The sequence below is a fragment of the Streptomyces sp. NRRL B-24572 genome, assembly GCF_002156145.1.
GTDB lineage: Bacteria > Actinomycetota > Actinomycetes > Streptomycetales > Streptomycetaceae > Streptomyces > Streptomyces vietnamensis.
Genome location: NZ_MWIG01000025.1, coordinates 1 through 22,382 on the forward strand (window position 1 = coordinate 1; position 22,382 = coordinate 22,382).

At 69.9% G+C, this 22,382-nt stretch carries 30 protein-coding genes; 12 read left to right on the forward strand and 18 right to left on the reverse strand.

From position 1 onward, the window contains the following. Positions 1-18 precede the first annotated feature (18 nt). Positions 19-246, reverse strand: a complete 228-nt coding sequence (locus tag CCN56_RS01345; RefSeq protein ID WP_179199629.1) for a hypothetical protein — start codon at positions 244-246, stop codon at positions 19-21. A 23-nt stretch (positions 247-269) separates the two neighbouring features. Here CCN56_RS01345 and CCN56_RS44120 point away from each other — a divergent pair, with 23 nt between their 5' ends. Then, complete coding sequence (locus CCN56_RS44120; protein WP_256961653.1) at positions 270-929, forward strand: hypothetical protein; 660 nt, start codon at positions 270-272, stop codon at positions 927-929. Between the two features lie 285 nt (positions 930-1,214). On the opposite strand, the gene CCN56_RS01355 is transcribed toward CCN56_RS44120, so the two are convergent. The 4 genes from CCN56_RS01355 to CCN56_RS42445 form a co-directional block, all read right to left on the reverse strand. After that, positions 1,215-1,874, reverse strand: a complete 660-nt coding sequence (locus CCN56_RS01355) for a hypothetical protein (protein WP_086822378.1) — start codon at positions 1,872-1,874, stop codon at positions 1,215-1,217. A 571-nt stretch (positions 1,875-2,445) separates the two neighbouring features. Next, a complete protein-coding gene (locus CCN56_RS01365) occupies positions 2,446-2,799 on the reverse strand; it encodes an HNH endonuclease (protein ID WP_086822383.1) in 354 nt (117 codons plus the stop codon). 94 nt (positions 2,800-2,893) lie between these two features. Beyond that, positions 2,894-3,391 (reverse strand): hypothetical protein, encoded by a 498-nt coding sequence (locus CCN56_RS01370; protein ID WP_086822385.1) that lies wholly within the window; start codon positions 3,389-3,391, stop codon positions 2,894-2,896. Between the two features lie 175 nt (positions 3,392-3,566). Next, on the reverse strand, positions 3,567-4,001 hold the full coding sequence (locus CCN56_RS42445; RefSeq protein ID WP_143664388.1) for a hypothetical protein: 435 nt from the start codon (positions 3,999-4,001) through the stop codon (positions 3,567-3,569). A 219-nt stretch (positions 4,002-4,220) separates the two neighbouring features. Here CCN56_RS42445 and CCN56_RS01375 point away from each other — a divergent pair, with 219 nt between their 5' ends. Further along, positions 4,221-4,547 (forward strand): DUF6087 family protein, encoded by a 327-nt coding sequence (locus CCN56_RS01375; protein WP_086822386.1) that lies wholly within the window; start codon positions 4,221-4,223, stop codon positions 4,545-4,547. Positions 4,548-4,646: 99 nt separating this feature from the next. Further along, on the forward strand, positions 4,647-4,988 hold the full coding sequence (locus tag CCN56_RS01380) for a hypothetical protein (protein WP_086822389.1): 342 nt from the start codon (positions 4,647-4,649) through the stop codon (positions 4,986-4,988). 18 nt (positions 4,989-5,006) lie between these two features. On the opposite strand, the gene CCN56_RS01385 is transcribed toward CCN56_RS01380, so the two are convergent. The 12 genes from CCN56_RS01385 to CCN56_RS43825 all read right to left on the reverse strand — a co-directional run bounded on the left by CCN56_RS01385 (position 5,007) and on the right by CCN56_RS43825 (position 14,045). Next, positions 5,007-5,387 carry a hypothetical protein gene (locus CCN56_RS01385; RefSeq protein WP_143664389.1) on the reverse strand — a complete coding sequence of 127 codons (381 nt, stop codon included), beginning with the start codon at positions 5,385-5,387 and terminating at the stop codon, positions 5,007-5,009. A 151-nt stretch (positions 5,388-5,538) separates the two neighbouring features. Beyond that, entirely contained in the window at positions 5,539-6,666 is a 1,128-nt protein-coding gene (locus CCN56_RS01390; protein ID WP_086822394.1) for a 4'-phosphopantetheinyl transferase superfamily protein, read from the reverse strand. Between the two features lie 1,367 nt (positions 6,667-8,033). Then, positions 8,034-8,879: a hypothetical protein gene (locus CCN56_RS01395; protein WP_086822397.1), complete on the reverse strand. Its 846-nt coding sequence runs from the start codon at positions 8,877-8,879 to the stop codon at positions 8,034-8,036. Positions 8,880-9,029: 150 nt separating this feature from the next. Beyond that, the gene (locus CCN56_RS01400; RefSeq protein WP_086822399.1) at positions 9,030-9,494 is read right to left on the reverse strand and encodes a hypothetical protein; all 465 of its coding nucleotides are present in this window, start codon (positions 9,492-9,494) and stop codon (positions 9,030-9,032) included. 67 nt (positions 9,495-9,561) lie between these two features. After that, on the reverse strand, positions 9,562-9,858 hold the full coding sequence (locus tag CCN56_RS01405) for a hypothetical protein (RefSeq protein ID WP_086822402.1): 297 nt from the start codon (positions 9,856-9,858) through the stop codon (positions 9,562-9,564). 82 nt (positions 9,859-9,940) lie between these two features. After that, on the reverse strand, positions 9,941-10,594 hold the full coding sequence (locus CCN56_RS01410; RefSeq protein WP_086822405.1) for a hypothetical protein: 654 nt from the start codon (positions 10,592-10,594) through the stop codon (positions 9,941-9,943). Between the two features lie 70 nt (positions 10,595-10,664). Next, entirely contained in the window at positions 10,665-11,351 is a 687-nt protein-coding gene (locus tag CCN56_RS01415; protein WP_086822408.1) for a hypothetical protein, read from the reverse strand. 61 nt (positions 11,352-11,412) lie between these two features. Beyond that, positions 11,413-11,781, reverse strand: a complete 369-nt coding sequence (locus CCN56_RS01420; protein ID WP_086822411.1) for a hypothetical protein — start codon at positions 11,779-11,781, stop codon at positions 11,413-11,415. A gap of 203 nt (positions 11,782-11,984) precedes the next feature. Continuing rightward, positions 11,985-12,209 carry a hypothetical protein gene (locus tag CCN56_RS01425; RefSeq protein WP_086822413.1) on the reverse strand — a complete coding sequence of 75 codons (225 nt, stop codon included), beginning with the start codon at positions 12,207-12,209 and terminating at the stop codon, positions 11,985-11,987. Further along, a complete protein-coding gene (locus CCN56_RS01430; protein WP_143664390.1) occupies positions 12,206-12,838 on the reverse strand; it encodes a hypothetical protein in 633 nt (210 codons plus the stop codon). Before CCN56_RS01430 ends, CCN56_RS01425 begins: the two co-directional genes overlap by 4 nt. 50 nt (positions 12,839-12,888) lie before the next feature. Then, a complete protein-coding gene (locus tag CCN56_RS01435; RefSeq protein WP_086822418.1) occupies positions 12,889-13,497 on the reverse strand; it encodes a hypothetical protein in 609 nt (202 codons plus the stop codon). Between the two features lie 68 nt (positions 13,498-13,565). After that, positions 13,566-14,045, reverse strand: a complete 480-nt coding sequence (locus tag CCN56_RS43825) for a hypothetical protein (RefSeq protein WP_086822421.1) — start codon at positions 14,043-14,045, stop codon at positions 13,566-13,568. A 268-nt stretch (positions 14,046-14,313) separates the two neighbouring features. Between CCN56_RS43825 and CCN56_RS01445 the strand changes: the two genes are divergently transcribed. The 9 genes from CCN56_RS01445 to CCN56_RS01480 all read left to right on the forward strand — a co-directional run bounded on the left by CCN56_RS01445 (position 14,314) and on the right by CCN56_RS01480 (position 20,918). Next, on the forward strand, positions 14,314-14,565 hold the full coding sequence (locus tag CCN56_RS01445; protein ID WP_086822424.1) for a hypothetical protein: 252 nt from the start codon (positions 14,314-14,316) through the stop codon (positions 14,563-14,565). 465 nt (positions 14,566-15,030) lie between these two features. Next, entirely contained in the window at positions 15,031-15,450 is a 420-nt protein-coding gene (locus CCN56_RS01450) for a hypothetical protein (RefSeq protein ID WP_143664391.1), read from the forward strand. Positions 15,451-15,525: 75 nt separating this feature from the next. Next, positions 15,526-16,035: a hypothetical protein gene (locus CCN56_RS01455; RefSeq protein WP_086822431.1), complete on the forward strand. Its 510-nt coding sequence runs from the start codon at positions 15,526-15,528 to the stop codon at positions 16,033-16,035. 96 nt (positions 16,036-16,131) lie between these two features. Next, entirely contained in the window at positions 16,132-17,859 is a 1,728-nt protein-coding gene (locus CCN56_RS01460) for a hypothetical protein (protein WP_086822434.1), read from the forward strand. 135 nt (positions 17,860-17,994) lie between these two features. Continuing rightward, on the forward strand, positions 17,995-18,414 hold the full coding sequence (locus CCN56_RS01465) for a hypothetical protein (protein ID WP_086822437.1): 420 nt from the start codon (positions 17,995-17,997) through the stop codon (positions 18,412-18,414). 66 nt (positions 18,415-18,480) lie between these two features. Next, positions 18,481-18,978, forward strand: a complete 498-nt coding sequence (locus tag CCN56_RS01470) for a hypothetical protein (RefSeq protein WP_086822440.1) — start codon at positions 18,481-18,483, stop codon at positions 18,976-18,978. Positions 18,979-19,068: 90 nt separating this feature from the next. Beyond that, on the forward strand, positions 19,069-19,704 hold the full coding sequence (locus CCN56_RS01475; protein ID WP_086822443.1) for a hypothetical protein: 636 nt from the start codon (positions 19,069-19,071) through the stop codon (positions 19,702-19,704). 119 nt (positions 19,705-19,823) lie between these two features. Then, positions 19,824-19,991, forward strand: a complete 168-nt coding sequence (locus tag CCN56_RS42865; RefSeq protein WP_179199630.1) for a hypothetical protein — start codon at positions 19,824-19,826, stop codon at positions 19,989-19,991. Between the two features lie 147 nt (positions 19,992-20,138). After that, positions 20,139-20,918, forward strand: a complete 780-nt coding sequence (locus tag CCN56_RS01480; protein WP_086822446.1) for a hypothetical protein — start codon at positions 20,139-20,141, stop codon at positions 20,916-20,918. 474 nt (positions 20,919-21,392) lie between these two features. Here CCN56_RS01480 and CCN56_RS01490 read toward each other — a convergent pair whose 3' ends face one another. Then, positions 21,393-22,073, reverse strand: coding sequence for a hypothetical protein (locus tag CCN56_RS01490; protein ID WP_143664392.1), 681 nt, complete (start codon positions 22,071-22,073; stop codon positions 21,393-21,395). Positions 22,074-22,382: the final 309 nt, after the last annotated feature.

Genomic DNA, 22,382 nt, shown 5'->3' on the forward strand with positions numbered 1-22,382 from the left:
TCGTCCGCGCTCGCCGGGCTACTCGTTCACCCAGTTCGGGCACTTGGTCATGCCCTGGCAGTACGCGGTGATGACGCCGACGACGTTGCCGGGACCGGCGTCGTACCGCCTGTCTGCGGTCTTCCGGGCGTACCGGGCCTTGACGATGATCTGCACGCGTCCGTACGCCCGGAAGACCGCAGACAGGCGGTACGACGCCGGTCCCGGCAACGTCGTCGGCGTGATCACCGCGTACTGCAAGGGCATGACCAAGTGCCCAAACTGGGTGAATGAGTAGCCCGGCGAGCGCGGACGAGCACGAGATCGACGACCTTCAGAGGGAAGTAGCCAGTCTCCTGCTGGACTACGTCCACGCGCCCCTGCTGGAGGACCAGCACGTACGAGCGGTGCTGCCCGCCCCCTCGGGCGCCCCGGCGGTCCGTGTGGCCCTCGGAAACAGAGACGAGCGCGTGCCCGCCCGGCTGACGGCGTACGAGATCCCCCTCGGCTCGGGTGAGGAACTGCTCACCTCGCACGACGTCGTCGCCCTCCTGCGCGCCGTACACACCGGAACGCACATCTACCCCGCGAACGCCGTCACCTCCGTCCTGGGCATGGACCTCTACAAGGTCGACCCGGCGAACGTGAAGGAAGCCCCGTTCACCACAGACGACTGGGCCGTTACCCTCCTGCGCTGCCTCGCCCACCCCGAGCCGGCGCAGCGGCCGGACACGGGGCTGCGCGGGTTCCGCTTCAAGGAGGACGGCCTGCTGCGCCTCTACCTGGACAGTGCCGAGGTGGCCGGGGTGACCGCTGCCGACGTACGACCCGGCGGTGCGCTGACGGCCCTCCTGGCGGCGGTTTCCTCGCTGCTCGAAGAGGAAGAGCGCGCCTCGGGTCCCGGCGACGACCCTCACTGCCAACGCCTGGTGGATCTCACCGACTGGTAGACGCCGGACCGAACAGCACCCGGGGGAGTCGTGTAGCCATCGCCCCGGCTGTCGATCCCCCGTTCCACATCGAGGCAACCCCGGATGCCGACGGTGCCTGAGCGAAGCGATGGCGCCGTAACTACTTAATGGTGGTACTTGATGTTGGTACTAAAGGCGCCTGATCTACCGGAAGCCGGTCCACCGGAGTCCGGTTCCACCGGCGCCGGAAAACCAGGCCCCGGTCACCGGAGACTGAAAACCCGGCCCCGGTGGTGCTGCGGGGCCGGGCAGGGAAGCGCGTGATCAGCGGGTGCGGGCCTTGGACGCCGCGTTCTTCAAGTCGCGGACGTACTTCGGCGTGACGCCGCCGAGCTCGGCGATCTTGCTAGTGGGCCAGGAGTACGGCTCCTCCGTGAGCGCGAGCGCCGCGTTCCGGAGGAACGGCAGGGCGGCCTTCCTGCGGGCGGTCGCCACGGACACCGTCTCGGACAGGTCCGGCAGCCGATCGGCCGCGCCCTCGACGTACGGCAGGCCGGCCTTCTTCGCTGCCGCGCGACGCTCCTCCGCGGACATCCGCTCGTCGTCGTCGGCGGTCAGCGGGGCCGTCCGCTTGCCGTACAGGGCAAGGGTGCGCATCTGCCGGAACGCGTTGGGGAGCATGCCGAGGACGCGGCCCAGCCCGCGGACCCCGTCGTAGAAGAACAGCGACAGCGCTGCCTGGTTGCGCTCTTCCGCGTGCGCGGTGATCTCCAGATCGGCCTGCTGCACGATCTCGATGGCCCTCTTGAACCGGTCGTCGGTGCGCGCCAGTTCCCCGAGCTCTTCCTTGACGGCCAGCTCAGCGTCGGCGCGGAGCTTGGCGTGGTCGGGGATACGCAGCAGGTGGTGAACACCCTTCTGGGACCTCTTCGCCTCGACGCGGGGGGTCGAGTCGTCGGCGGTTCCGAGCGAGTGGTCGGTCATCTTGGCCTCCGTCGTGTGTGGCACCGGGCTGGTGCCGGCGACGGCTGGGGCAACCCCATGCCGAGTGAACAAGGAAATAGTACAGCCCGCGTCGTGGAGGTGTCACGGCGGCCGTGGCTTGCTCCTCTTGAGCACTGCGAACCCGACGTTTCCAACCAACAGCATTCGACCGGTGACGTCCCCTACCGTATTTCCCCTTAGTCGCCCCGATTCCTCGGTGAACGCGAACCGGCCCACCCTCAGCCCGCCCGTGCCCTTGAGCCGCCCCAGACCGAGCAGCCGGATCACCGCCACCACCCCCGGTGCCCAGAGCGACGCAGCGGCTTGAACTCCTCGCTCTCCGGCCGCCACGGCGCGCCCGCCCGATACGCCGCCCGAGAGCAGACGGCGAACACAGACCAGGACCTCCGCCCCACGCTCACCGTCAGCCCGCACGGTTCGTACGAGGCCGCGCCGAACCGACGCACAGACCCGACCGAGAACAGCGTCCCCGAGTCCTCGCCACCCGACCGGCTCACGGCCCAGCGCTCCCACCGATGCCACACCGGCGGGAGCAACCACGACGCCTCCGTCATCGGCCCGCCACCCACACCAGGGACCGCGCGCCGTCTGCCGCCAGTCGGTAGACGCCCCCGCCGCCGTACAGCACCTCAACGTCCTGAGGGCGCCGCGGCCGGCGCACCTTCCAGCCCGCGTCGTACGCCTGCTGCGGATGGTCCTCGAACCACCCGTTACACAAGGTGCACACCAGGAGAAGGTTCTGCGGCTCGTTCACCCAGCCCTCCCGAGCGCCGCCCATACCGCGGTTCACCCGGTGGTGGATCGTCAGCCCGTACGCCCGCTCGCACCGCACGCACCGCCCGCCATCGCGCTGATAGACGAGCTCCTTGACCTCGTCCGTCGGTCCGGTCCGCTGTCGAGCCACGATCGGTCTCCGTCCTACCCCGCCGCCAGGCCGCGGGTGCGGCCCGAGCGAAGCCGGCGGGGCGAGCGGTAGGAGAGTGGAAGGCGGCCGTGCCTTACGTCTCGGGCTCCGCGTCGGGCGCGGCGGGCACACCGTCGTGTTCCTCCAGGGCCCGGTGGACCGCGTCCAGGACCGCGACGGCATCCGGGATCGTCGCGCCCCAGACGTCCACCTTCCCGTGGCCGAGGTCGCCGAGCGTGAACTCGAAGAGGGACGAGGACGCCTCGCAGTCGTACGAGTACGTGCCCGGCGACGCCTCGGCGAGCGGGCCGTCGGCGTAGTCGAGGTACGGGAACTCCATCTCGTCGACCGCCCGAGCGATCACCCCGTTCGGGATGTGGTCGAGCGTGATCGTCGCCCGCCCCTCGTCCACGCACACACAGCCGCCGCGGCCGTCCTCCTCGTACTCAAGACGCAGGATGGGGTGGCTCACGGGCCGCGGGTAGTCGGTCAGCGGCGGGAAGGCGGTCTTCAGCGCGGCGACTGCGGCGTCCAGGGCGTCGTTCCACTGCTCCTCCCAGGAATCGAGGGCGGCGGCGATATCGGCGTGCATGGCTGCTCCGTTCGTTCTCCGGGCCCGGCCACAGGCCGGTGCCCAGCAGGTGTAGGGACGAAGGAGCAGCATTCGGACGCCGCGCGCTAGTGTCGTGCGTTCCGCCGAAATCCGGCCCCGCCCGCCCTACACCTGCCGGGCCCAGGCCGTGGAGCGACCCCACCGTGGCGGAGACCTACTCCGGCCGCCGCCCACAGTTCGGGCAGGGGAGTTCGAGCCCAGGACTGTAGACGGCTTCGCAGACCCGACACATCGTCAGGTGTACGTAGTTGCAGGCGCAGCAGTCGTCGGTGCACGAGGGCGGCCCTGGGCACACGTACGGCTCGCGCTCGGGCCTGGGGCGAGGCAGCCGCTCCCGCATGGGCAGGGTCGCCAGGTACGCGATGTAGTCCGGGCATTCCCGCGTCGGGCACCCCTCCGGGCAGGGCCCCGAGAACCACGGGTCGTGCCCCGGGATCGGGTCGGCCTCCTCGCAGCGGGGCGCGACCCACGGGTCCCAGACGGGGCGGTTGTACGAGCGGCGCAGGGCCTTGGCGGCTTCGGTGTACGACTCTCCGGTGGCCGCTTGGCGACGGCGTACGGGGCCCTTACGGGCGTGGTCAGCAGGCATGGCGACTCCAAGGGCATCCAGAGGGGGTCTGAATGCGCTGGCGCCGAGCACCTTGTCCAAGCGCGTCAGCGGAGCCGACCACGCGGGCCTGCGCACGGCCCACCCTACGAACCTGTAGGGCGCGTCGAGCGTAGCAGCCTGCGAGCGCCGCGCCCGGCGTCGTAACCCGTACGAGGGACGGGGTGGCGGGCGCGTCCGTCCCTCGGCCACGATGCCCGGATGCAGGATGACGAGCCGCTGGAGGAGTGGGCGCGTCGGCGAGCGGAGCGCCAGGCCGCCGCGAAGGGCAAGCTGCGTGCGGTGCCGCTCGGCGACGGCCCCCACCGTGGGGCCCATGTCGACCCCGACGCGCCGCGAGCGATCGAGGAGTGGACCGGCACGGAGTGGACGATGGTGGGCATCGTCGAGGACTTGGTAGCCGCCCAAGCCCTGCTGTACCCGCCGCCGCCCACGCAGGAGAAGCCCGCCGAGTGGGACCGGCCCGCGCTCGGTAAGGGGCGAGGTCGACACCGAAAGCCCGCACCGGCCGAGGAGAGGGACCAGTAAGTCCGGGCGGCGGGCCGGTCGCTGGCGCTGGTCTAGATCGCCATCCTGGCTATCTGAGCGCTACGTTCAGTGCGACAGAACGAGCAGGAGAGGTCCGGGGTGGGCATGTCGAGCGACCGCAGCTTCGCGCGTGAACTACTGAGTATGGGGCGAAGGTTCGCTGCCGACCTGACAAGGAGCATTGTCAGTCGGCACGCCGACGAGAACTACGACGCTGGGTTCGATGAAGCGGCCCACATCTGCAAGAACGTTCTGGCGGAGGTCATCGACGGGTTGATGGCGAAGATGAAGTCCGGAACCCTGTCCAAGCAGGAGCAGGCGCTGTACGCGAGGCTGACTGAACTGGCGGCCGAAATGGACGAACGTCTTTGGAGCACCCGCGTAGCAGAGCCGACAGGAGACAACCCGCCGCAGCCGGCCGGCACCCGTCCCCGCCAGTAAACTCGTCTGCCCTGAGACTCACTTCCGAGGGTCGGCCCCGTACGTCACGACGTCCGGCACGGCGAGGACCATGCCGGTGGTGCAGCCTTTGTTCCACGCCTCGCGCTCGTCGCTGTCCAGACCGTCGGGTAGCGCGTCTGCGCACTCCCGCTGTCCTACGGAGACGGGGTATCGGGTGTCGGGGCCGCCAGGGCGGGTGCACATGTCCTGCCGGGCCGCGATTTCGCTGCCGGAGCGGCAGTACAGGTTCACGGTGTCGAGGACACGCTTCGCGTAGTCCATCGCCGTTTGCTCGCCGAACCCGTAGCCGTCCCAGTACCTCGCGGCCTTGTCCTCCTCAGTGGTGCAGCCAGCCAGTGCGAGAGCGGCGAGGACGAGCGGTATGAAGGTGCGTCGCATGCGCCGGAGCATACGAGAAGAGCCCCAACCCCCACAGGGGGGCCGGGGCTCTGGTCAGACCGCAGGCCATGAGGTCGCTGGCCCGGTTGGGTTGGACGATCGAGCAGGATCCGGGGACGGCCACGCTTACGTCGCGTGCGGCTGTGGACAGCTACTGGAGAGTCCGCTCGGGGCCGAGATCCGCGTCTTGCACCGCTGCCGCCAAGCGGTTTCCACCTGTCGTCCCATGGACGAAGAACTCCCACTCCCTGTCGGTGCCGGCCACGCTCTCGTGCAGCTCGCCGCCCAGGACGCGGAGCTGCGAGAAGCGCAGCCTCCGCCCCTGGCCCAGGGCCTTGGTGTAGGCGTTCTTGATGAGCCAGAGGTCGGTCAGGAGGGCCGGGCGCTGGTGCGCGGGGAAGGACCGTAGGCGCGCCAGGTCGGCGGAGGACAGTACTTCCAGGAGTTCGGTGTCGGGCTCGTCCCCGAAGCCGGCTGCGTCCCCCAGGCTCACGCCGATTCGCCCGATCCGGCTGATGCCGACGGCTGCCTCGCCCTGGTGGACCGTGAGGTTGACGTCCAGGTCGTCGACGCCCCGGAGGTACGGGCGTCCGCCGGGTGCGTAGGCGAGGGTCAGCTCCGCCGCCTCGGTGCCGAGCGCGACGGCTGCGGTGTGCTTCAGCAGGTGACGCGCGCCCAGGAAGCGGTACTGCTCCGGTGCGTCCTGCTCGGTGTACCGGTCGAAATCGCGGCCCAGGAGGCGCTCTACGTCCTCCGTGCGCGCTTGCCAGTAAGCAATGAACCCGGTGACCAGGGCGTACCCGTCCTGGCGCAGTCTTCCGTCGAGTTCCGCCCATCCCCCGTCCTTCGGCCCGTCGACGGAGAGGACGACCGGCGGGGGCGCAGGGGGCTGGTACGCCTCGTCCAGGCGGTATAGGGCGTCCAGTACGGTGCCGGGCCGCGGCCTGTGCGCGGGCTGCGGTTCCGGGGTGCTGAGGCGGTCGTTGTCGGCGGCCTTCCACAGAGGTTCGACGTCTTCCCAGGCCCTGGCGGGATCGTGGCCCGCGCGCCGGGCGAGGTGCTGGGTCAGAGCCTTGGTCTGGAGCAGGTCGGGGAGGTGATCGCCTTTCAGGACGCGGCTGATGGTGTCCCGCTTCATTGTGGCGGGGAGCTCGTCGTCCTCCTGCATGCCCTCCTCGATGGCGCGGAGGCCGGGCCGGCCCGCGGCCATGTAGAGGTCGTGGAGGGCCTGGAGCAGGGCTCGATGGAGGCCGAGTGGAAGGTCGGCTTCGCTCGGCATACCCACGCCGCGTCTGCCCCGGTTCTCCTGGCCCACGTCGCCCCCTCCGGCCACCTGTCCCGTATCTCTGTCCGAGAGTGGCAGACAGTGTCCGAGAGTGGCCACCCGCTCCCGGCGGCTCCGCACATTGGTGGTACGGGCTCCGCAGGGTGCGGAGTCACGGAGCGGGCCCGGGAGGGTGTCGGATGAGCGATCGAAAGAATGTGCGACAGGTGAACCGCCTTGCCCGGGCGGGGATGTTCGCACTGGTGAGGGGGGTTGCCACGACGGCCGGAGGTGCGGTCGTCACCGCGTTCGTGTGGTGGGTCCAGCGGCGTGGCTAGGTGGACGCCGAGCGGCGCCCGCAGTTCGGGCAGGAGAGGCATCGTCGCCGGAACTTGGGGCGTACACGGCGCCGCAGCCCTGGCACACCACCAGGCGGAGGTAGTTGCAGGTGCACGTGTCGCCGGTGCATGAGTCTGGACCGGGGCAGACGTTCCTGGTTCCATCCCGGCCAGCCAACGAGACTGCGGCTTACGCTCACTTTTGAGGGTCGGCCCGTACGTTACGACGTCCGGCACGCCGAGGGCGATGCCCGTGGTGCAGCCCTTGTTCCACGCCTCGCGCTCGTCGCTGTCCAGGCTGCGTGCACGCCCAGGACGTACGCGGCGACGGCCGACAGACGACGTCACCGGACCGCTGGAACTGACTGGAGCGGGAGCCCTGCCACGGGTGCGACGCTCGGAAGGAGACGAGGAATCCGGCCTGTGCGGGTGTGAGCCGCAGGCAGCATGAAAAAGCGGGCTCGTACCTCTGCGTAGAGGTACGAGCCCGCCCGTTGCCTGTCAGCCGAGGCCCCCGGGCCGACCAACTGCACCCCTCAAGTCGCTAGGGATAGGGTGGGGCAGGGGTGGTGGATCAGCCGATGTTCTTCCACGTGTCGTGATTATGGTAAGGGCCACCACGTGGTTGTGTGTGTCGCCCTGTCTCATTCTGCCGAGGTGGTCGTTGCGTCTTGGGCGTTGGCCGACCCTTGCTGATTCGATCTCGGTGCTCTCCCCATAGCTGCACCCATACCGGGTTGTGAAATCCATCGTAAGCGATCTTGTACGGATAGTGGGAGAACCTGCGCGGCTTCCGCACGTCATGGGGGAGTGCGCAATGGAATTCGTCCAGAACTGCCTTAAATGCCTTCCAGTGCCCGTAACTCTCGATCTCGATCGTCGAAATCACGAAACTCCTTCGATCTTTGGACGGCGTGCACGATCACCCTAGGCGGCCTCTCGCCGCAAGCCTATGCTCGTTCCGAGTCATGGAGCGATTTCCAACCTGCCGGGAAGGGCATGGAGTTGGATTGAGAGGCAGGTGAAGCCCCATAGATGGGGCGGTCAGCGGGCCAGGAGCGGCGCGAGGGCGATCAGGTGGTCGATGCCGACTCCGTGCAGCTCGGCGACGACAGACGAGCTGTCGCCCACGGACGCGCCCGGGTCGGAGGGCGGGGCGACGTACCCGAACGGGCCGCTTGCCGTGCCGATGCTCAACCCTCCGTCGTCGAGGCGGTCGGCCGTCGTGAACTGCGTCAGGTGCGCGGCGAGCCTGCGGCCCAGGGCGGTCTTCACCCCCCGGACGCGGCGCGGCAGCTTGGCGGGCTCGTCCAGGAACAGCGGCAACACGGCCCCCACCTCCCGGATGGGGCCCGAGAGCGCGAGGTCGACCGCCGGGTTCGCGCCGACCAGCGTCGCCCGGTACCCGACACCGCTGCCGCTCTGCCAGACCAGGGAGTTGGAGTGGACCAGCGGGCCCCGGCGCTCGGCCGGCTCGGCGCCGTGGGCGCGCAGCGCGGCCCCGATCAGTCCGAGGTGGGCCAAGCGCACGGGGGCGGCGCCGGCGGGCGCGGGTGCCTGGGCGAGAGCGGTTGCGTCGTCGAGGCGCGGCAGCACCAGGCGCAGGATCTCCCGGGCGATCGACTGCGGGGCCAGCCGGTCCGTCACCACGTCGGGGCCGTACGGCTCCCGCCCGTCGAGCTGGAAGGCGACCTCGGTGCGCCACGCGTGGACAGCGACGATCACGGCCCCGGCGCGGCCGGTCTGCGTGAGGCGCGCGGCCGGACGGGTGGTCCACCACGCCGAGTAGGCGGCGGCGGTCCAGGCACGGCCGTCTCGGTGCGGCAGGTGCTCGGCGATCCGGTGGGCGAGTGCCAGTCCGGCGTGCCCGGGGGCGATGACGGTGCTCATGGGGTTCCTTCTCTTCGGGTCGACCGGCGTTGCTCTCGCCGGGGAGTGGACCGGCAGGAGGCGGCTTACGTCGCCTCTCGCCGGGGGTGTCCGGTATTCACCGGGGCGGAGGGAGGGTTGGGCTGCACCGTGCAGCGCAACCCTGGGGTGTCAGCCGTGCAGCCAGGAGCGCAGTACGCGTGGGCTCACGGCGTAGTTGTCGCGGGCGATCGACTCGAAGTCGGCGTGGGGGTCGTCGAGGAGCGTCAGCGTCGCGTTCACGATCAGGTCGTCGATGTCGTCGGTCTGACGGCGGCGGCTGGCCCCGGCAACGTGCCGCACGCCGTCGTCGACAGCGCGGGCCACCTGGTCGCGGGTGAACTGCGCGACGTCGTCGTCCTCGCGGGTGACTGGGGCGCCGTTGCGGTGGTCCCGGACAGCGGCCCAGGGGGCGTCGGGCTCGTCGAGCAGAACCAGCATGGCGGCCGATGCCCACACGAAGCGGTCCTCGTGTTCGGACCGGTTCGCTTCGTCGGTGGTCAGGTCGATGCCCGCGCTGATCGCTTCCTTGACCTGGGTGCGGGTGAACAGCCCGGGTGTGGCCGGGACGGAAGCGGTGTCGAGGGTGGCGTTCAAGGGGTTCTCCGGGGTGGTCGTGGGTGAGCCGGCCGGGGCCGCAACGGTGCGGCCCCGGGGAAGGCGGTCAGGCGGCGGCGTGCTCGAAGGCGAGGATGGCGCTCATGGCGGATGTGACCGCGATCCGGCGCAAGGCCCGGCGGGTCTTGCGGGGCGCGCCCGATGCGGCGTCGCCGTCCTCGATGGCGCGGGCCAGGTGGCGCGCTGCGAGCCTCCAGGCAGGCGAGTTACTGCGGTCGAAGGCGTACGCGTACATCTCGTCGAGGCAGTCGGTCAGCTCGTCAGCGTCGCGGTGGAAGAAGCCGGTGTACGAGCCGTGTGCGGTGCGGGCGTCGGCGGCGAGTCGAGCGGCTGTGCTGGTCATGGGCAGGTCCTCTTGTTCCGGGTCGGTGGCCGGTTGCTCTCCGGCCGGAAGGGGGCGCGCCTGGCGGCGCGCCCCAGGGTGATCAGGCGGCGGCGCGCAGTTCGCGGATCTCCCGGATCCTGTCGGCGACGAGGTGCGCGAGGGGGAGCAGACCGTCGGCGGCGGTGCAATACAGGAAGTGGCTGCGGCGGTTGCTGTCGTCCTCGTCCTCCAGGAACAGGTCTCCCTCGTCGTCGACGCCGAGCACGAAGCCGCGCACGCTGCCGGTACGCGTCAGGTGCGCGCCGACGCCGAAGGAGGAGGACTCGGCGTGCCAGTGGGAGCCGAGGAGCTGCACGGCGGCGCGGCCGATGTCCGAGACGTGGAACGGGTACTCCGTGCCCGGGGCGGGGACGTAGCGGCCATGCTCGTCGTGGGGGAGCGTCACGGTCACCGAGTCGGCCTCCTCGAACGCGACGATGGCGTTCAGGGCGGCCGTGGTCGCCGCTTGGTGCTCAGTGCGGCGGGAAGCGGTCGGGCGGGCCGAGCCGGGGCTGACGGCTCGCAGAGCGCGGGTCAGGCGCTGGAGCGCGACGCCCCAGGGCTGTTCCGAGCTGCGGGGAGCGGCGTAGTCGCACATCTCGTCGAGACGGTCGATGAGTTCGGACGGATCGCAGTGCAGGAACGCGGCGTAGGCGCGGTGCGTGACGCGGGCGTCGGCGGCGAGCTGGGAGGCGGTGACGGTGGCGGTGGTCATGGGGTGGTGCCTTTCGGGTGGGTCGGCGGCCGGTTGCTCTCCGGCCTTGAGGGGGCGCGCCCCGGGGTGGTCAGCTGGCGGTGACGGCCGGGGCTTCGACGGCGGGGCAGTCGAAGGCGAAGCAGAAGCAGACGAGGAACCGACCCCACACGTCCCCGTAGCCGCAGGCGCAGATTGCCCACGTGCGGACGCTGAAGCGCACGTCGTGGCCGGAGCACTTGGGGCAGGCGACATGCTTGGCGAGTACGGCCCGATAGTTGCCGGGGCGGCGGTTGTCGATGTCGACTTCACCGGAGAGCCGCATCCACTTCCCGAGGGTGCCGAGTACGGCGGTGAGCCACTTCTCGGTGTCCTCGGTGGCGGCCGTGGTGTCGGCATGGAGGCGGTCCAGCTCGGCGAGGAGGGCGGTTTCCTCGGCAGCGTGCCGGTCCATCAGAGGCAGAAGCGGTTCCGGCATCGGCAGGTCGTGCCCCGGAGCGAACGGGGCGGTGATGTACGCGACGACGCTGAGCGGTAGACGGGCGTCAGGGTGAGCTTCCATCAGCTTCTGGGCCTGGACGAGGGGGCGCATGATGGCAGGGAAGAGGGCCGGGGTGGCCTCGCAGACGGACGCGGCGTCGTCGAGGAGGTCGGCTATGGAGTGAAGCGTGCGCATCGTCGCGGGCGCGGCATAGCGGTCACGGCAGACGGTGGCGGCAATGCGGGCTCGGGTCGCGACGGCGGTACGGGCAGGCAGGGGCAGGTGGTGGAGGTTCATGGTGTGCTCCAGGGGGAGGGGCCGGGGCGCGAGGCTGCGCCCCGGCGAGGGCTTGTGTCCGTCAGGCAGCGAGTGCGAGGCGCGCGAAGAGGGCGGCGGCCTGCTTGTCCTTCGGTCGGTAGACGGCGAGGACGGCGGCGATCTGCGCCCGGGTCCACAGGGCGAACTCGACGAGCTTGGAGACGCGGCCCTTGAGCTTCTTGCGCTTGGTGCCGGTGGCGGTCGGGGTGTGACCAAGGGCCTTGGCCTTGCGGGTGACGGCGCCGGAGAAGCGGTGCGCGGTGGCCGGGTCGAGACCGCCCGCGATCAGGTGGGCGGAGACGGCGGCGGCGCCGGTCGAGACAGCCTGCGTGGCCTGATGCGCGGCGCGATTGTCGCGGGCGCGATTACGGAGGACGGCGGCGGCGCGGCGGGCGGTGGCGGAAGCCATGGGGATCTTCTTTCGCTTCGGGTCGGTTGCCCGGTTGCTCTCCGGGCGGTGTCGGCGGCTGCTCTCCACCAACAAGAAAAATAGTACAGCAGACGTCACTGTGTGTCTAGTTGGGGAGGGTGATCGGATTGGTCCGAGTCGTCTAGCTGCGTATTTCTCTAGGCAGCTCTGATCTAGGCGTACGTCGGCGTCGGCTGCTGTGTCTACAGATCCAGGGTGAACAAGACTTCCTCCTGCGGTGGCTCCGCCACGCCCGCACGCTTGCCCGGGGCGGGCGGCGCCCCCGCCTTGTCCCCGAACAGGGCCTCCGTCCCGTACGAGTCCGCCACGGCCGGCACGCGGCCACCACCCCCAGCGGCGCCGAAGAGCAGCGGCGCAGCCGCGTCGAAGTCGGCCCGGGTCATCTCCCGCCAGTCCCGCCCCTTCACGCCCCACCCTCCGTCGAGGCGGCGGGCGCGGTCACCGTGTGAGCCTCGCCCCCCGGCTCTGAGACCTCCCACTGCATCGCGGCCGCGCCCTCCAGTTGCGCCCGAACCTGCTCGTAGGCGAGCTGCGCCGCCTCCTCCGGGTTGGCCGCCTCCAGTTCCGTCGACCACGTCACGCTGAACGGGCGCCGGAGCGGCCCGCTCGCGGCCTTGGCGCGCTGCACCCGCTCGGCGCGCACCACGATCACGGGCATGTTGGTCCGCTCGATCACGCACGGTTCGCCCGCCTCCGCCGGGGACAGGCACACGTACCGCCACGCGAGATCCGCAACACGAGCGTGATCCGCCAGGGTCCACGCTTCCAACTTGGCGCACTCCTCACACGCCCTGCCACCGCACCCGGGGGGCGAGGTGGGCGCGGCCGGGAACGGCTGAGGGCAGTGGTCGGCGCGGCGCGCCCCGAACTGCTCCTGGGTGAACGCGATGACAAGGTCCCCGGCTTCCACCTCCCGGGCCCGAACGGCGACCGCGTCGTCGAGCGTGAGCCCGTAGGGCAGCGGAGAGTCGAACTCGTCGTCATCCGTCGGCCGGTCGTCGACGTGAAGGGACGTGGTGCCGTCGGCGAGCGTCATCAAGCGCATGGGGGTTCCAATCCTGTCTGGCGGATGGGGGAGATGGCCGGTCACGACTCGTCGTCGGGCTCGTGGCTCCGGTATGGGAAGGGGCTGTTCGGGTCGTCCAGGAAGGCGAGCACCGCTCCCGTGAACAGCTGCCGGTCGTCCGGCTGATCGAAGTCGAAGTAGGCCGACAGGCGGTCGAACGCGGCGTTGGCGGCCCGCTCGACGCGCTCCCGGCAGTAGCCCCGCCCAGGAGGCGGGAACGCCCCGCTCCTTGCCCACGCGGGCACGATCACGAGAAGTTCGTCGGCGTTGTTGAGCTGGCAGACCGGGTCGAGCCCGTCGCGCGGCCAGACCGTGAGCGCGACCGGATCGGTGAGGTACGTGAACGGGTCCGAGCGGACGGCGGCGCACATCTCGCACGGGCACGCCGGGTCGAGGGGGCGCGGCCGGGCGGCGTACGGGACGCAGCCGTACGGCAGGTAGCTGACTCCGGCGGAGTGGCCCGGGTCGTGGCCGTAGACCTCCCCGAGCACGACGTCCCCGCGCCGGACGCGGTCGGCACGCACGATGCGCACGGCGGCGGGGTCGAAGTCGTACGGGTGAGTGCCGGCCGGGCGCGCGGACAGGCGGACGGGGCGCGTCGTCGGGTCGAGGTCGAAGTACGTGGGCATCGCGGGTCCTTCCCGGAAGGGCGGGGCGGGGGCGCAGCGGCGCGGCTGCGCCCCCGGGGTGACGGTGGTCAGTGCTGCTGGCGCCACTCGGCGTCGAGCGCGGCCAAGGCGCTCTCGAACTCCGGGCTGCCCGGCGTCTCGTCGAGGTCGGCGATCAGCGTGCGGCCGTCCGGGTTGTCGGTGCGGGAGCCGTCGGTGTTCGTCCATCCGTACGGCGGGCGGCTGGCCACCGTTACGCACAGATCCATCGCGGAGCCGACACCCCTGCACTCGGCAGGAACCGTGCGCGGGCCGCAGATGCGGTTGCCCATCGTCCGGCAGTCCCAGCCGCTCTCGTCCTCGTCGATCCGGCCGTCCCGGTTGTCGTCTCCGCGCGTGGCGAACAGGGGAACGGCGACGACTTCCACCGGGTGGTCCACCTGCCCGGCGGGCGAGGCGCCGTCGGTGAGATGCGAAGCCGAGGCGAGCGCGAGAACCGTGCCCGCCGCAACGGCGACGAGGAGCGCCGCGGGGCGCGGCAGGTAGGGACGAAGGCGCGATGAACGCATGGGAGTTGTCTCCAGAGGTGGGTCGGGGGCCCGGTTGCTCTCCAGGCCGGTGGTGCGTCACGAACACTACACACCGATGGGGAAAAAGTACAGCGAGCGTCGATCGATGGTGAGTTAGGGGGCGTCTACTGCCGTAATTGCTGAACAGGAGGCCGTGGCGTTGCGTATCGCGCGACGTCTGCTGTACTGTTTTTCATGTCGGCGGGAAGCGGTCGCCGACAACGCCCGGAGAGCAGCCGGGCACCGACCCAAAGCGAAAGGCACCACCATGTCCGTCAGCCTCGACAAGACCCCCTACGCCTTCACCGTCTTCCTCGTCGACGGCGCACCCTTCGGCGTCGCCCTCACCCCCCAGGACGACGACGAGCGCGACGCGATGTACCTGGAGGCGCACTTCGGCCTGTGCCTCGACGTGTACGAGGTGACCGCGATCGACCGCTACGAAGCTTTCAGCAAGGGCGTCGAAGCCCACACCCGTCTCATGGCGACCAACGAGGCCATCGAACGCGCCGAAGCCTGACCCTCACTCCCCGCCCGCCTACGCGGCGGGCGGGGCCCCACCCAAGCGCCGATGCGTCCAGCGCCGGCGCCGGATACCCCGACTCACCACGCGCCGAGGAACCGTGAGCACGCCGAACTTCACCATCAGCCCCCCGTGTCCACCCGCACCGCTACCCCGATGGCCGGGGTGGTGCACAGGCCGACCACGCGCGCTACATCAACGGGCGCTCGTACTACTTCGAGTGGTTCTGGCACGCCGACGGCGACGCGATGATCCGCGTCCGTGTCCTCGTGTCCAACCCGTCCCCGGGTACCGCCACAGGCTGGCGGACGGTCCACGAACTGACCACGTACTAGGACGACCCCGTCTCCCCCCCCTCGCGCCGCGCAACGGCGCCAAGGGGGCCTCCCTACGCGTGCGCGCGCGTAGAGGTCTCGCAAAACTCGCGAAATTTCGCTCTCCACTCCCATGTGAGGACCCGTGATGACCACAGCCATGACTGCCCCGGTGCTGACCGCCGAGCAGGTGACCGTTGCGCTCGACTGCTGGGACCGTCCCGTTGCGGTAGTGCCCGACGCCGTTGCCGCCCGGCTCGCCGCCGCCTCCTGCGAAGAGGTACGGGACTACGGATACGGCCATCACGAATCCCGCCACTTCGCCGCCGACTCGTACGAGACGCGGGCCGTCCGCGCCATCTTCAAGGCCCTCGTCGACTCCCACCCCGACGAGCCGGGCGTCCGCCAGTTCGACCGGTACGGGGTCGGCTGCTTCTACGGCTTCGTCGTCGGCATCTCCGGCTGGGACTGCTCCACCGGCTACTGGAAGGACGGCGAGGCCGCCCGGCATCTCTCCGTGGCCGGCATCCACGTGAACCGCGACGGGCGCAGCCACTTCGGCTCCTAGCCGCCCACCGGCGCCCGCAGCGAAGGCGGGCGCCGCCCCGCTCCACCTCGTATCAGCAGCAGAAGGAAGTCCGTCATGCCCATCAACCTCGTAAAGCTCCGCACCTTCACCGTCCTCCACCAGCGCGGAGAAGTGCTGCACGTCGTCCCCGCGCGCGCCGAACTCCAGCCGGACGGATCGCTCGGCCCCTACGCCGCTGTGTGGCAGGACATGTACGCCCGTGGCCTGAGGGCCACCGAAGTCCAGGCCGTCGACCGCTGGTCCGCCAGGCAGGCCGCCGCCGAAGAGGTCGGCCCGTACATCTCCGAGCGCGACTGGCTGATCAGCCAGATCGACTCCCGCGTCGAGCGCAGCAACTCGCCGGACCTGTCCCTGCCCGTGCGGGAGCGCGCCACCGTGATCGACGTCTTCCTGGAGACCGGCTTCCAGCCCCACGTCGACCCCACGGGCCCCGCTATCGAATGGGAGCCCGCTACCACCGCCGAGCGCCGTGACTGGCTCGCCCGACAGTCGACAGCCGTCCTCCTGCGCTGGTACGGGCACGCGCGCGGCATCAAGCGCCCTGCGGTGACGCCTTGGTGCTGAACGCCCAGCGCTTCTCCGAGAACGACGGGCCCCGCGTCGGCCGACCGCCGCACGGGGCCCCGACTCCCCTCCATCCTCGACCCCGAAGAGGCTTCCATGACCACCGACGGCTCCGCCCGCACCCTGGCCCACCGCTCGACCTTCAGCGTCCCCGACGCCACCACCATGCTCGACACCGTCCGCTGGGTCTCCGCCCAGTGGTTGAAGGGCAAGTTCGGTTCGAGCGCTGTTCCCACCGGAACCGGGCAGCACACCATCGCCCCCAGCACGGTCCTGCTGACCGAAGCCGCCTACGACGACACCGGCGCCGAGTACGCCACGCGAATGCAGCTCCGCGAATACCAGCCCTCGGCCACCTGGCGCACCACCATCACCGCCGTGCGATCCACCACCGGCCCGGGGACGGTCGGCGTCGACCTGGAGTGCTTCCCCAGTAGCAAGCGCCGTCCGCGCACCGCGAAGCCGAAGATTGTCAGAGAGCTCGTCACCGAGCTGGAGGCGTACGACGGTCCCTCCCGGCTCACCCCCGAGGCCCTGCGCGTCACCGCGGAACAGGTTCCCGCCCTGGTGACCATGCTCCGTACCCCCGACCGGCACAAGCCCCTGATCGTCGCCGCCCGACCCACACAGAGGCATCCGCTGTGGGCGGAGCGCGTGGCCGGCACCGTGCACGCCGTCTCCGGGGACGCCTCGGCCTACCTGCTGTGGGACCTTCCCGCCATCGACGCCTTCCGCGAGGCCGTCGGCTACGACCACCGCGTCAACGCTGGTGCCGTCCGCGTCTACCTGCCACTCGTCGACCCTGCGTGGGCAGCCGACGGGGCCCGGCACCGTGTCCTGGGAGCGCCCCGCTGGACCAACCCTGAAGACCGGGCTTGGCGCAGCATCACCACCAACATCCTCTCCATCGCGCGGGAGCAGCCGATGCCGCAGCAGCTCGCGGCCGTCGAGTTCCCGAACCGGGTCGCCGAACAGCACCGCCAGGAGCGGCAGGAGACCCTGGACAAGGTCCGTCAGGTCGCGGACGCCCCCTTCGGCCAGTCCGAGGAGCAGCTCACGAAGCTCGGCGCGGAAGTGGCCCTGCTGAACGGGCTGCTGGGTCAGGCCGACGAGGAGCTGACGGAGCTCGGCCGCGCCAAGGGCCTGACCGAGCGAGCTCACCTGTCCGCCCGCAGTGAGCTGGCTGCCGTCGCCGCTGAGCGAGACGCCGAGGTCGAGGACCACCTCGCCACCCTGGATGCACTGTCGCAGGCCCGAGCGGAGACGGACCGGCTCCGGGTGATGCTCCTGCGCCAGGACCGCCATGACGAGGCGGAGCGGGCCGGAGCGGGGCTCCCCGGCGTTCCTGGCTCGTTCGAGGAGCTGTGGCGGCGGCTGGAGGAGTGGGATCGCCTGCTCGTCACCGCAGACCGGCGCACCGCCCTGGGGCTGGACGTTCACCCCCAGGCGCGGACCTGGGCGGCGAAGGCGTGGACGGCCCTGGGTGCGCTCGACTCCTACGCGGCGGCGGCCACCGACGGCTTCACCGGGAACTTCTACCAGTTCTGCCTGACCCCACCGCCCGGGGCCCGTCCCTACCCTGTCCGGCACGTCGCGATGGCGGAGAGCCTGCCCACGATGGAGAAGTACGGGCACGAGCGCCTTTTCCCCGGCCCGGACGGTCGCCGGGTCGAGATGCAGGCCCACCTCAAGCTGGGTGCACGCGGCACGGTCGCACCCCGGCTGTACTTCCTGGGCGGGGCGAAGAGCACGGAGGGCGTGGCTGCCGGCCGACTCGTCGTCGGGTACATCGGCCCTCACCTACACAACCAGATGACCAACTGATACAGCGTGCGGCGCCGTAGGGAGCATAAGGCTTATTGAGCTGGGATCGCTAGACCAGTTGTGACGTCTGCTGTACTATTTTCCTTGTTGGTGGAGAGCAGCCGCCAATACCGACCCGAAGCGAAAGGGACTCCTGTGTCCATCGCCTTGTACATGCCCACCGTCGAGGAACTGACCGACATATGCGGCCCGCTCCGCACGGTCCTCGCCGACTCCGGCCCCGTCGGCATCCAGCCCGAGCACACCGACGTCTACTCGTTCGAGATCCTGGGTGGCCGCACGCAGCGCGAGTCCGTCATCAACGACGCGACCGGCCCCGTCCTGATCATCCGCCTCCTCGACTACCGCGACCCCGTCGCCGAGTCCCAGCGGTTCGCCGTCGAGAAGTGGTCCACGGTCGGCTTCCGCACGGTCGACCACACCGCCCGCATCGTCTGCGACGCCGAGTACGAGCGACAGGTCCTCGCCGAGTTCGCCAACCCCTCCCTCCCCGTCGGAACGGAGAGGTCCACGAGCAGCCTCGCCACGTTCTACGACGCCACCGACGTCCTCTGACTCACCTCCCACCAGGGCGCAGGGGCACGCACGTCCCTGCGCCCGCCTCACCGGCAAGGATCCAACGTGACCACCACCCTCGCTCGCAAGGCGCCCGCCACCCCGACCCCCGCCCAGCGTCGCGCACTGCTCGCCGCACTCGCCGACCCCAAGGGACGCGTCCCCGAATACACCAGCACCCGCGTCCTCGACGCCATCTACCTCGCCCGTTGGGTGCACGAGGTGACCAACACCGGCCGCGCCGCCTGGAACGCACGGCTCCACGGGTACGAGGGCCCGACATTCCTCTCGATCAACTCGCGCGGGCGCGCCGCGCTCCTCACCGAGGCCGGGCGCACCGCGCTCCGCGAAGCCGGACCGGACGGGCGACTCCCGGAGGGCACCGCCTGGCCGACGGCCCGGACGCTGCACCGAGACGGTCTCGTTGAGTACCGCGACGCCAACGGCACCGTGCACCCCACTGACGGCGACGACGGCGTACGCGGCCCGCTGTACGCCCCGTACGTGACCGAACTGGGCCGCCGCATCGTCACCGGCTTCCCGCAGGCGCACCGCGCTGTCTGACCCTCCCGTCTCCGCCGCGCCGCCGATCTCCCGGCGGCGCGGCCCCGGCGGAGAGCAACCGCCGGACCGACCCGAACGAAAGCGAACCCCATGTTCCACACCATCGTGACCGAAGCCCTCACTGCCGCCGGCGTTCCCTCCTTCATCGAGGAGGACGAAGACCTCTTGATCGCACACCGCCCCGGGACCACGGCAGACAAAGCCGTCTACGCAGAGCAGGTCGCAGTCACCCGCTACCACTCGGGGAAGCCCGGCTTCCTCGCCATGGCATACGAGCCGGACGGGCTCCCGGACTACGCCGAGATCGGAACCGTGTTCGACGCGCCGCGCGGCGACGTCCACGAGTGCGCCCGCGCCGTCGCCGAGTGGTTCGCCGAGCCCCGCCCGACCGCCGGAGGCGTGCTGCTCGCCGCGCTCGCCGAGCGAGGCATCAACGCCCACAGCGACGACATCGGCATGAGCTACGCCATCCCCTTCGACCCAACCCCCCCCGCCGCAGACGTCCGCAACGGGCTGCACCTGACGGTGGGCGACCGCAACCCGTCGGTCGAGCACGTCCCCGCCGCGCACACCGGCTGGACCCTGTTCCTCCACGACCAGAACGGCGAGCCCGTCGGGAACCCGTTGTTCACCAGCGGCGACGGCGAAACCCCCGTCGACTGCGCCGCCGACTCGGCCGCCGTTGCGGACATCATCGCGAGCGTGGTGAACCGCCCCGCCGCATGAGGGGCGCCACCGCCCTACGCGGCACCACCCACTGATTCTCCCGGGGGCGCGGCTACTGGCCGCGCCCCCGGACAGGCCGGAGAGCAACCGGCCACCGACCCAAAGAGAAAGGCCAGCGCGTGGCCACCGTGACGCGTGGGAAACGCCGCACCGTCCTGTCCTATGGACTCGGCGCCGACAGCACGGCCATCCTCCTCAAGTTCCTCGCCGCTCCACTCGACTACGGCCTGGAACTCGACCTCTCAGACCTGATCGTCGTGCACGCGGTCACAGGAGATGTTCTCTAGCCGGTCTGGGTGTGTTGTCGAAGTTTGGCTGAGGCGGATTGCATCGCCCTGGGGCGCTGACTCAATCCTTGAGTGCGAGACATGTAGCCCGAGGTCGATCCTGACCAACTGGGTTCGATTGTCAGACCGAAGCTCTAGTGTTGGGGCGTGACTTCAGAAGTCGGCAAGATTCCGAACGTCGAGGCGGCGCTCTCCGTCGAGGAGACCGTCCTCGGTCAAACAGCCTGGTTCCTTCATGATCAAGGAGACGTTCAGGCAGCGGCTCTCCTCCTGGATGTGGAGGGGATCGAGTGGTCTCCCGGCAACAGGTTCGGCGACTGGATGGATGCCCGCCTCCTCGTCCCCGGCTGGCTGATGGATCGCTTCACTGAAGACCTTCTTGCGCGGATCGGGGACGTCCTCCTGCCGATTGCCGAGCGGAACGGAGTGGAAGCACGCTCTGTCTATGTCGGGCCGGCGCTTCCAGAGCTGCGTGCGGACTGGAGGTCAGCTCTTGAGGGCCGAATGACCTCCGACACCGCAACGAACCATGCCGCGCGGGTTCGCGACCCAAAGCCTGAACTGCGACGCGACGGATTCGTCTTTGATTCCCGCGAGGAACTACGGGTCTATGAAGCGCTCAAGCGAGCTCAGGCCGCTCTCACCGCTGACGCCACCATCTCGATCTTTCCACTGCCCCTGGGCCGCGTGGGTGTCGGCAACACGTGGACGCCGGACTTCCTAGTCGTTCGTGAGGGCAGGGCAGGTCTGATCGAGGTCGACGGGCCGCATCACCGCGGCCGACTGGCAGCTGACGGGACTCGGGATCGGCATTGGCGGAACAGCGGGTTCGTTCACATCGAGCGAATCCTGGTGGAGGAGACCGCCAAGGACTCGGAGCTGGACGCCCTGGTCAGGACCTTCCTCAAGCGGCTGCGGACGCACTAGCCCGGCCCCGGAGTCACTCACTGCCTCATTCTCAGAGAGTGTGTCCCTTGCATGCTGCTGCAAGAGCGGCCAGAGCTGGTGATCGCCGGCGAGTCAGGCGAGGTGCGAGACGTGCAGTCCGAGAGCGAGTGGGGGGACTTCGTCCCATGACGGGGACGGTCGCCCGAGATGGAGTGCCGCAGCATCAGCCGTGAGGCGAACGATCGAACGGAAGAACGCGACGCAGTCGATCGCATCGGTCAGCCTCAGTGTCGGGGCCTTCCTCGCCTTGTCTGACGAGTTCGGATCGCGGACGCCCGTCAGGACGGCCAGCGAGTGGATGGTCGTGTGCCCGTGGGCGACGTCGTTGCGAACTCGCAGCCACTGGGTGATCACCTTGGCGACGTGCTTGGGCTCAACAACGACGGGCGTGTTCCCGCGGCCGCCGTTCTGAGTCCAGGTCCAGCTGTGGAGCACGCAGCCGAGTGGGACGGATCAGTCCAACAGAGGCAGCGACGGACGCCGTTCCGCGGAGAGACCCGACCGCTCAGGCTCTGGCCACTCGGGAAAGTCGGCCAAGCTCCCGCCGTAGGCAAGCACGGTCTGTGAGGCGAGATCGCAGCACGCTTGGATGAAGCCTTCAGCGCCCATCAGGCGCATCGAGTGCCCGCCCCCCTTCAGGGACCACAACGCGCCGGAGTGGTTCGATACCGTGTACGGGTCTCCGCCGTGGCTCAGGATGTCGCGGAGGGCCTTCATATCGGCGAGGTACAGCTTCACCTGTTGGGTGCCGACGTAAGCCTTCCAGCGCGAGCGGTTCCCGGCGGCGTTGCCCAGAGCCCTCGTACGGACTCCCCAGTCGTCGGTGAACAGCCGGACCGCGTGCTGCTGCCCAACGTGGCGGAGCTTGTCTGGGTTGAGCGGAAGATGCCGCGTCCGGGACGGATCAAGGGCAAGGACTTCGTTGAAGAAGGCTTCGACAACCGCGTAAGACATCGTGAAGATCCCCCACCGCAGGGCGTACTGCTTCTTCGAGCCCCCGAGCGACTTGCCGTCCTTCCCGGTCAAGCCGTCAATGTCGCGGTGAAGCCCCACCAGCAGGGAAGGATTCTGCAGTCCGGCGGATAAGGCGTTGGCGGCGTCTATGACAGCGGGAAGGTGAGGGTGCGGAGGCATACGCGTGATCGTAGTGGCTGCCCTGCGGACGTCGGCTAGTCCAGTGAGGACTGCCGACCTGGACCCTGATTGACCGATGACCAATCGTCCGCCCCCTCGCCCTCAGCGGCAGTTGGCTCGGCCAAGTGCCACCTAGCAAGAAATGTCGCACGTCGACCGACACGAGCGTCCGGGCGGTGACAGTTCGCGCTGCGAAGTGACAACTCTTGCTGCGAGGCACAACCCCGCGCCAAGCTCGCCGCCGTCGAGATCGACCGCCCCGCTAGCAACGGCAAGCGACACGTGACCACGTGGCGGCCGGTGCACGGC